This is a genomic window from Streptomyces sp. NPDC048211 (assembly GCF_043202315.1).
In the GTDB taxonomy this organism is placed as follows: domain Bacteria; phylum Actinomycetota; class Actinomycetes; order Streptomycetales; family Streptomycetaceae; genus Streptomyces.
This window is the reverse complement of record NZ_JBIDAD010000014.1, coordinates 156,016-163,828: the sequence shown is the minus strand read 5'-3', so window position 1 is coordinate 163,828 and position 7,813 is coordinate 156,016. Positions and strand designations below refer to the sequence as shown.

General features: G+C 71.5%; 7 protein-coding genes and 1 riboswitch. All 7 genes read right to left on the bottom strand.

Annotated elements, in window-relative coordinates; all coding sequences use genetic code 11:
• Positions 1-123: 123 nt before the first annotated feature.
• On the bottom strand, positions 124-879 hold the full coding sequence (locus tag ACGFZA_RS36605) for a DUF3159 domain-containing protein (RefSeq protein WP_393684883.1): 756 nt from the start codon (positions 877-879) through the stop codon (positions 124-126).
• Positions 880-882: 3 nt separating this feature from the next.
• Positions 883-1,299, bottom strand: coding sequence for an OB-fold nucleic acid binding domain-containing protein (locus ACGFZA_RS36600; RefSeq protein ID WP_326739342.1), 417 nt, complete (start codon positions 1,297-1,299; stop codon positions 883-885).
• 109 nt (positions 1,300-1,408) lie between these two features.
• The gene (locus tag ACGFZA_RS36595) at positions 1,409-2,101 is read right to left on the bottom strand and encodes a response regulator (protein WP_385280006.1); all 693 of its coding nucleotides are present in this window, start codon (positions 2,099-2,101) and stop codon (positions 1,409-1,411) included.
• A 133-nt stretch (positions 2,102-2,234) separates the two neighbouring features.
• Positions 2,235-4,778 carry an ATP-binding protein gene (locus ACGFZA_RS36590; RefSeq protein ID WP_385280003.1) on the bottom strand — a complete coding sequence of 848 codons (2,544 nt, stop codon included), beginning with the start codon at positions 4,776-4,778 and terminating at the stop codon, positions 2,235-2,237.
• 209 nt (positions 4,779-4,987) lie between these two features.
• A complete protein-coding gene (locus ACGFZA_RS36585) occupies positions 4,988-6,139 on the bottom strand; it encodes a phosphoribosylaminoimidazolecarboxamide formyltransferase (protein WP_393684880.1) in 1,152 nt (383 codons plus the stop codon).
• Between the two features lie 31 nt (positions 6,140-6,170).
• Positions 6,171-6,254: riboswitch (ZMP/ZTP riboswitch) on the bottom strand.
• A 37-nt stretch (positions 6,255-6,291) separates the two neighbouring features.
• The gene (locus ACGFZA_RS36580) at positions 6,292-7,026 is read right to left on the bottom strand and encodes an ABC transporter ATP-binding protein (protein ID WP_393684878.1); all 735 of its coding nucleotides are present in this window, start codon (positions 7,024-7,026) and stop codon (positions 6,292-6,294) included.
• Between the two features lie 108 nt (positions 7,027-7,134).
• The gene (locus tag ACGFZA_RS36575; RefSeq protein WP_393684876.1) at positions 7,135-7,812 is read right to left on the bottom strand and encodes a potassium-transporting ATPase subunit C; all 678 of its coding nucleotides are present in this window, start codon (positions 7,810-7,812) and stop codon (positions 7,135-7,137) included.
• Position 7,813: the final 1 nt, after the last annotated feature.

The following is a 7,813-nucleotide window of genomic DNA, read 5'->3' as shown; positions in this document are numbered from 1 at the left end:
GTTTTTTTTGTGGTGGTTGGCTGTGGGGGGGGCGCCGCGGGGTTTGCGTGTTCTTTCCCCGGTTTTTGGGGGGGGCCCCCCCGGGGGGGGGGGGGGCCCCCCCCCCCCCCTTTCTCGCGTCTGTCAGAAGTCCTGACCGCGTGCCACTTCCGCGGCGGCCGCCTTACGGGCCTTCTCGGCCTGCTCCTCGGCCTCCATCTCGGCGAAGACGTCGATGGGCGGCGGCGCCTTGGCGAGGAAGACCCAGGTGAGGTAGACCGCCAGCAGGAAGGGCGGGATCTTCAGGGCGATCAGGACCCAGCCGAACTGGGTGGTGTCGGCCCACCAGTACAGCGGGAAGAGGATCGCGCACTTGGCGAGCAGGATCAGGCCCCACGCGTAGCTGGCCTTGGCGTAGGCCTTCTTACGGCCGGGGTTGCGGGTGCGCCAGGAGAGGTTCTCCTTGAACACCGGGCCCAGGATCAGTCCGATCAGCGGCAGCCCGGCCACCGTGGTGATCAGGTAGGCCAGGGCCAGTCCGAGCGTGTAGATCATGCCCGGGAGGTAGAAGTCCTTGGCGTTGCCGGTCATCTTCGCGAAGACGACGCCGAAGGCCACACCGAAGACACCGCTGAAGGCGTGCTTGACGGTGTCCTTGCGGATCAGCCGGACGGCCACGAGCACCAGCGACACCACGACGGCCGCGATGGCCGAGTTCGTGAGGTTCTTGTCGATGGTGAAGATCGTGACGAAGAGCAGTCCGGGCAGGACCGTCTCCACCATGCCCCGGATGCCGCCGAAGGCCTCGAAGAGCGCGGCCTCGGTGACCGCCTTCGCGTCGGCCTCCTGCTGGTCGGTGGTGCGGTCCGTGTCGGACGTCGGCTTGTCGAGAGACGTCACCGGCTACTCCTTGCCGAGCGGTCGGAGTTCGTATTTGGGGTTGAACAGCACCCGGCGCCCGTGGCTCATGGCGATGCGGCCGGAGGCGATGAGCTTGCGGCCCGGCTCGATGCCCACGATGGAGCGGCGGCCGAGCCAGACCACGTCGAGCGGCGCGGTGCCGTCGAAGAGCTCCGCCTCCAGGGCGGGCACTCCGGCGCGCGGTCGCAGGGTCACCGTCCGCAAGGTACCAGTGACCTTCACGATCTGCCGGTCACTGCACTCGGAGATCCGGGTGCAGCCCGATGCCTGCGAGTCCTCCGCCAGCTCCTCGCACTCCAGGTCCTCCTGGGAGCTGGAAAGCCGGTCGAGCATTCGCCGGAAGCGCCCGGACGGCCGCTCGGCCTTCTGGGACTTCTCGAAACGAGGAACAGCACTCATACCCGAAGGGTACCGGTCTCCGGGGGTCCTGGAGGGTGGCCGCCGTCTCACTCGAACGGGGGACCCGGCCGGGCCCGTCGGCCCCCGCGGAATGCCCGGCCGCGATCTCTCAGGCGCGCTCGAAGCGGTAGCCCATCCCCGGTTCGGTGACGAAGTGCCGGGGGTGGGAGGGGTCGGCCTCCAGCTTGCGCCTCAGCTGGGCCATGTAGACCCGCAGATAGTTGGTCTCGGTGCCGTACGAGGGCCCCCAGACCTCCTGGAGCAGCTGCTTCTGGCTGACGAGGCGGCCGCTGTTGCGGACCAGGACCTCCAGCAGGTGCCACTCGGTGGGGGTGAGCCGCACGTCGCGTCCCTCGCGATGGACCTTCTTGGCGGCGAGGTCGACGGTGAAACCCTCGGTCTCCACGAGCACGACCGCGTCGCCGCCGTCCTGACCGACGGGCTCGGCGCGGCGCACCGACGCGCGCAGCCGGGCCAGCAGCTCGTCCATGCCGAACGGCTTGGTGACGTAGTCGTCGGCCCCGGCGTCCAGGGCCTCGACCTTCTCGTCGGAGGTGTGCCGGGCGGAGAGCACCAGGATCGGCACCCGGGTCCAGCCGCGCAGGCCTCTGATCACCTCGACGCCGTCCATGTCGGGGAGCCCCAGGTCCAGGACGACGACGTCGGGGTGGCGCGCGGCGGCCAGCTGGAGCGCGGTGGCCCCGTCGGGCGCGGCGTCCACCTCGTACTTGCGCGCCTTCAGGTTGATCACGAGGGCGCGTACGATCTGCGGCTCGTCGTCGACCACAAGCACCCGGGTCATCGCGGTCCTGCCTTTCTGCTGTACGTGAGTCGGTACGGAGGTCTGGACGGAGGCCGGTGCGGAATTCCGCGTGCGGGCCCGCACGCAGGCCCGTGCGTCCGTGCCGCACGGGGGCCCCGGAGCTCGCGGCGGATCATGAGGTGACCCGCGCGGGCAGGTCGGGGGTGGTGGGAACGTACCCCGAGGCCGCCTTCAGGGTCAGGACCATGGTGAGGCCTCCGCCCGGGGTGTCCTCGGCGCCCAGCGTGCCGCCCATGGACTCCACGAAGCCGCGGGCCACCGCGAGCCCCAGGCCCACCCCGGCGCCGCGCGGGGCGTCGCCGTAGCGCTGGAAGGGCTCGAAGATGCGTTCCTTGGCCTCGTCGGGCACGCCGCGGCCGCCGTCGGCCACCCGTAGCTCGACCCTGGCGCCCAGGGCGCTGGCGGCCACGGTGACGCGCTCACCCTCCGGGCTGTATTTGACGGCGTTCTCGACGATGTTGGCGACGGCGCGCTCCAGCAGCCCGGGGTCGACGGCGACCATCGGCAGCGTCTCGGGGATGTCCAGGTCGACGCTGTCCTCGGGGACGCCGCCGAGCGCCATGGGCACGACCTCGTCGAGGTCGATCTCACGGATCAGCGGGGTGACGGTGCCGGTCTGCAGGCGGGACATGTCGAGGAGGTTGCCGACGAGGTGGTCGAGGCGGTCGGCACCGTTCTCGATGCCTTCGAGGAGTTCGGCCTCGTCGTCGTCGGACCAGGCGACGTCGTCGGAGCGCAGGGAGCTGACGGCGGCCTTGATGGCGGCCAGCGGGGTCCGCAGGTCATGGCTGACGGCGGCCAGCAGCGCGGTCCTGATCCTGTTCCCCTCGGCCAGGCGACGGGCCTTCTCGGCCTCGCCGACCAGGCGCTGGCGGTCCAGGACGACGGCGGCCTGGGCGGCGAAGGCGCCGAGCACACGACGGTCCTCGGCGGGCAGCACCCGGCCGGAGAGGGCCAGGGCCATGTGGTCGCCGACGGGCATGTCCGCATCGGCGTCCTCGGGCCGGGCGACCGGCGCCGGGCCGACGCTGCCGGCGCACGTCCACGGGTCGACGTCGCTCTGCCGCTCCAGCAGGGCGACGGACTCCATGCCGAAGGTCTCGCGGACCCGGTCCAGCAGGGCGTCCAGGGTGGTCTCGCCGCGCAGCACACTTCCGGCGAGGAAGGAGAGGATCTCGGACTCGGCGCGCAGTCTGGCGGCCTGGTGGGTGCGGCGGGCCGCGAGGTCGACGACCGAGGCCACCGCGGCGGCCACCGCGAAGAAGATCACGATGGCGACGAAGTTCTCGGGGTCCTGCACGGTCAGGGTGTGGGTGGGCGGGGTGAACCAGTAGTTCAGCAGCATCGAGCCCGCGGCGGCCGACGCGAGGGCGGGCAGCAGTCCGCCGAGCAGGGCCGCGGCGACGGTCATGAAGAGGAAGAGCAGGACGTCGTTGGCGAGCCCCGGGCCGTTCTCCATGCCTTTGAGGAGCAGCGAGAGGAGGACCGGGCCGCCCACGCCGACGAGCCAGCCCCAGATGATGCGCGCCCGGCCGAGGCGGGCGCCCCGGGAGATGGGGAGGCCGCGGCCCTTGGCGACTTCGTCGTGGGTGACGATGTGGACGTCGAGGTCGGTGCCGGACTCACGGGCGACGGTGGCGCCGACGCCGGGGCCGTAGATGTACTGCCAGGCCTTGCGGCGGCTGGAGCCGAGGACGATCTGGGTGGCGTTGACGCCCCGGGCGAATTCGAGGAGCGCGGAGGGTATGTCGTCGCCTATGACGTGGTGGAAGGTGCCGCCGAGGTCCTCGACGAGCGTGCGCTGGACGGTCAGCTCCTTGGGCGAGGCCGATGTCAGTCCGTCGCTGCGGGCGATGTAGACGGCGAGGATCTCGCTGCCGGAGCCCTTGGCCGCCATGCGGGAGGCGCGGCGGATGAGGGTACGGCCCTCGGGGCCGCCGGTGAGTCCGACGACGATGCGTTCGCGGGCCTGCCAGGTGGTGCGGATGTTGTGCTCGCCGCGGTACTGCTGGAGGTACTCGTCGACCCGGTCGGCGACCCAGAGCAGGGCCAGCTCGCGCAGGGCGGTGAGATTGCCGGGGCGGAAGTAGTTGGAGAGCGAGGCGTCGATCCGGTCGGGCTTGTAGATGTTGCCGTGGGCCATCCGCCGGCGCAGCGCCTGGGGCGACATGTCGACGAGTTCGAGCTGGTCCGCGCGGCGGACGACTTCGTCGGGCACCGTCTCGCGCTGGCGTACGCCGGTTATGGACTCGACGACGTCGCCGAGGGACTCCAGGTGCTGGATGTTGACCGTGGAGACCACGTCGATGCCGGCCTGGAGCAGTTCTTCGACGTCCTGCCAGCGCTTGGCGTTGCGGGAGCCCGGCACATTGGTGTGCGCGAGTTCGTCCACCAGGGCGACGGCCGGGGCGCGCTCCAGGACGGCGTCGACGTCCATCTCGGTGAAGACGGCGGAGCGGTACTCGATCTCGCGGCGCCGGATCTGTTCGAGGCCGTGCAGCATGACCTCGGTACGGGGCCGGTCGTGGTGCTCCACGAAGCCGACGACGCAGTCGGTGCCCCGCTCCACACGGCGGTGCGCCTCGGAGAGCATCGCGTACGTCTTGCCGACGCCGGGTGCCGCACCGAGGTAGATCCGAAGTTTGCCGCGCGCCATGGCCCCATTGTCTTCCTGAAACCGGATCTTCTCACGGAGACCGGTGGCTGCCGATGCGGCAGCCACTGTCGAAACTACCCCGTGAATTTCCGGCATATCGGGCGGGGGGTGTGGGTGCGTTCCGTATTGACGCAACTCTGATGCCTCCGCCGCCGCAACCCGCCCCGCCCCGGCCGGAGGCGATTCGGCCGGGGCGGGGCGGGGCGCCGTCAGTGGTGGAAGAGCCGCAGGCCGGTGCGTGCCAGGGCGATGCCGTGGGCGCGGCAGGCCTCTTCGACCTCGTCGGACCGGATCGAGCCACCCGGTTCCGCGATGCACGTCACCCCGTGGCGCCGGGCGTGGTCGACGTTGTCGCGGAACGGCAGCGAGCCGTCCGACACGAAGGAGACACCCGTCAGCCGGCCGAGCCATTCGGTGCGCAGCGCCGCGTCCAGCTCGGGCGGCTCGCCGCCGAGGGCGTCCCGGCAGCGGTCGCGCTCGTCGGCGGTCAGGTCCCCCTCGACGAGCCGGATCTGCCAGTTGATCCGCTCCTGCCGGCGGATGCCCGTACGGAAGGCGAGATCACGCACCAGCGGATGCCTGCGGAGCCACCAGGTGTCCGTCTTGGCTCCGGCCAGCCGGGTGCAGTCCACCCGGGACTGCTGACCCGCGCCGATCCCGAGGGCCATGCCGTCCTTGAGGTAGCACACCGCGTTGGACTGGGTCCGGCGCAGCACCACGAGTCCGAGCAGCAGGTCCCGGCGGGAGGCGGCCGGAACCTCGCCGGTCACGACGTCCGCGACCGCCTCCTCGGACACGGGCACGGGGTCGCGCTCCTGGGACAGCCGGAGGCCGAAGACCTCGCGCGACTCGGCGGCCGGGGCGGTGAAGCCCGGGTCGGCCTCCATGACGAGGAAGGTGCCGTTCTTCTTCCGGCTCAGCGCGTCGGCCACGCCCGGCGCATAGCCCGGCGCGACGATCCCGTCGCAGACGACGCGGCCGAGCAGCTCGGCCAGTTCGGCGTCGACCTCGTGCGAGACGGCGGCGAAGTCCCCGTACGAGGACTTGGGGTCACCGTCCCGGGCCCGCAGGTAGGCGCTGGTCAGCGGTCCGACGGTGGCGGGATCGACGCCGTGGAGGCGCGCGACGGCCTCGTCCACCGGACCGGCCAGTGCCGCCCCGGCGGGCGAGACGTGCTTGAACGAGGTCGCGGCCGGCACACCGAGCACGTCCGCCGCCTCCCGGACGAGCTGCCAGGCGTTCAGGGCGTCGAGCCAGTTGATATAGGACGGGACACCGCTCAGCACCTTCAGCGGCGGGCGCCCCGGATGTACGGGAGCGGCTTCGGCGGCGGCCTGCTGGGGGTTCATTCCGTAACGCATGCGCACTGGACACTCCAGGTCGGACGGGCCGACGGAGCGCCCAGGCGGTCGGCGGCTCCTCCGTGGAGGGTCGCTCCCCGGTGGTGATCCACCCTCGCCAGTCACGACGCGGCGATTCTAGGGAACCCGGTGCAAAGCCGCCAACTCCGCTGTCAGTGCTCGATGATGTGCCCGTCGCTGAGCTCCAGCACGCGGTCGGCGAGGCCGAGCAGCTGGGCGTCGTGGGTCGCGACGAGCGCGGTGACGCCCTCGCTGTGGACGACGGCGCGCAGCAGTTCCATCACCGCGAGGCCGGTCTCCGCGTCGAGCTGTCCGGTGGGCTCGTCGGCGATCAGCAGGGCGGGCCGGTTGGCGAGCGCGCGGGCGATCGCGACGCGCTGCTGCTGGCCGCCGGAGAGCTCGCCGGGGCGCTGAGCGGCGTGATCGGCGAGGCCGACCAGGGAGAGGAGCAGCGAGACCCGCTCCTCGCGCTCGCGCGGATCGGCCTTGCGCAGCCGCAGGGGCACGCCGACGTTCTCCGCCGCGGTCAGGATCGGGATCAGGCCGAACGACTGGAAGATGAAGCCGACCCGGTCGCGGCGCAGCTCCAGCAGCCCGTTCTCGCCGAGCGTGGAGAGATCCGTGCCGTCCACCGTGATCCGGCCGCTGTCGGGGGTGTCGAGGCCGCCGACCAGGTTGAGGAGGGTCGTCTTGCCGGAGCCGGAACGCCCCTTGAGGGCGACGAGCTCACCGCGCGGCACCTCGAAGGACACGCCGCGCAGCGCGTGCACGGCGCCGGCCCCGGAGCCGTAGGAGCGGTGCAGGTCCTCGATCCGGACCATCGGCCGCTCGGCGACGGTCGTGCCGCCCTCCCCGCCGGTGCCCGTGGCGGCAGTGCTCTCGGTCATGTCGCTCCCCGTGTGTCGGTCCTGTCGGCCGCCAGTATGTGCATGCGGCACGGGGCCGGGCAATGCCCGGGCCCGGCCGTGGTGGCCGGACCCGGGCATTCGGGGTGTTCAGCGCGTTCCGGCCTCGTGCGCGAGCTGCTTCAGCGCGATGTTGAGCTGGAGGACGTTGACGCGGGGTTCGCCGACGAAGCCGAGGATGCGGCCGTCGGTGTGCTGGTCGACGAGCCGGGCGACCTGCGCGGCGTCGAGGTGGTTGCGTGCCGCGACACGGTTGACCTGGAGGTCGGCGTAGGCCGGGGAGATGTCGGGGTCGAGGCCCGAGCCGGAGGAGGTGACGGCGTCGGCCGGTACCTGGGAGGGGCTGACGGGGTGGCCGGGGACGGAGTTGTCCTTGACCACGGCGGCCTTGGCGGCGGTGACCCAGTCGATGAGTTCCTTGTTGTCGCCGGAGCGGTTGGTCGCGCCGGAGAGGATCAGCGAGTACTGGGTGTTGACGCTGTTGGTGCCGAGGCCGTTGGAGGGGCGGGGCTGGAACCACCTGAGGTCGGGGTCCGGGGTCTCCTGGCCCTTCTTGAGGGGGAGGTCGTAGCGCTGGCCGATGAGTTCGGAGCCGACGACCTTGCCATGGGAGCTGATCTCGGAGCCGTTGGCGTGGCCGGGCATGAGGCCCTGCGCGACGCCGGTGACGGCGAGCGGGTAGATGACGCCGCAGACCAGGGTGAGGACGAGCAGGGCGCGCAGCCCGGCCCCGAACAGGCGGGCGGAGTTTCCGAGGGAGGTGTTCATG

Bases quoted from the DNA above. Each gene is read 5' to 3' on its own strand.
- ACGFZA_RS36600 (WP_326739342.1), bottom strand. From the start codon at position 1,299: ATGAGTGCTGTTCCTCGTTTCGAGAAGTCCCAGAAGGCCGAGCGGCCG.
- ACGFZA_RS36595 (WP_385280006.1), bottom strand. From the start codon at position 2,101: ATGACCCGGGTGCTTGTGGTCGACGACGAGCCGCAGATCGTACGCGCC.
- ACGFZA_RS36590 (WP_385280003.1), bottom strand. From the start codon at position 4,778: ATGGCGCGCGGCAAACTTCGGATCTACCTCGGTGCGGCACCCGGCGTC.
- ACGFZA_RS36585 (WP_393684880.1), bottom strand. From the start codon at position 6,139: ATGCGTTACGGAATGAACCCCCAGCAGGCCGCCGCCGAAGCCGCTCCC.
- ACGFZA_RS36580 (WP_393684878.1), bottom strand. From the start codon at position 7,026: ATGACCGAGAGCACTGCCGCCACGGGCACCGGCGGGGAGGGCGGCACG.
- ACGFZA_RS36575 (WP_393684876.1), bottom strand. From the start codon at position 7,812: ATGAACACCTCCCTCGGAAACTCCGCCCGCCTGTTCGGGGCCGGGCTG.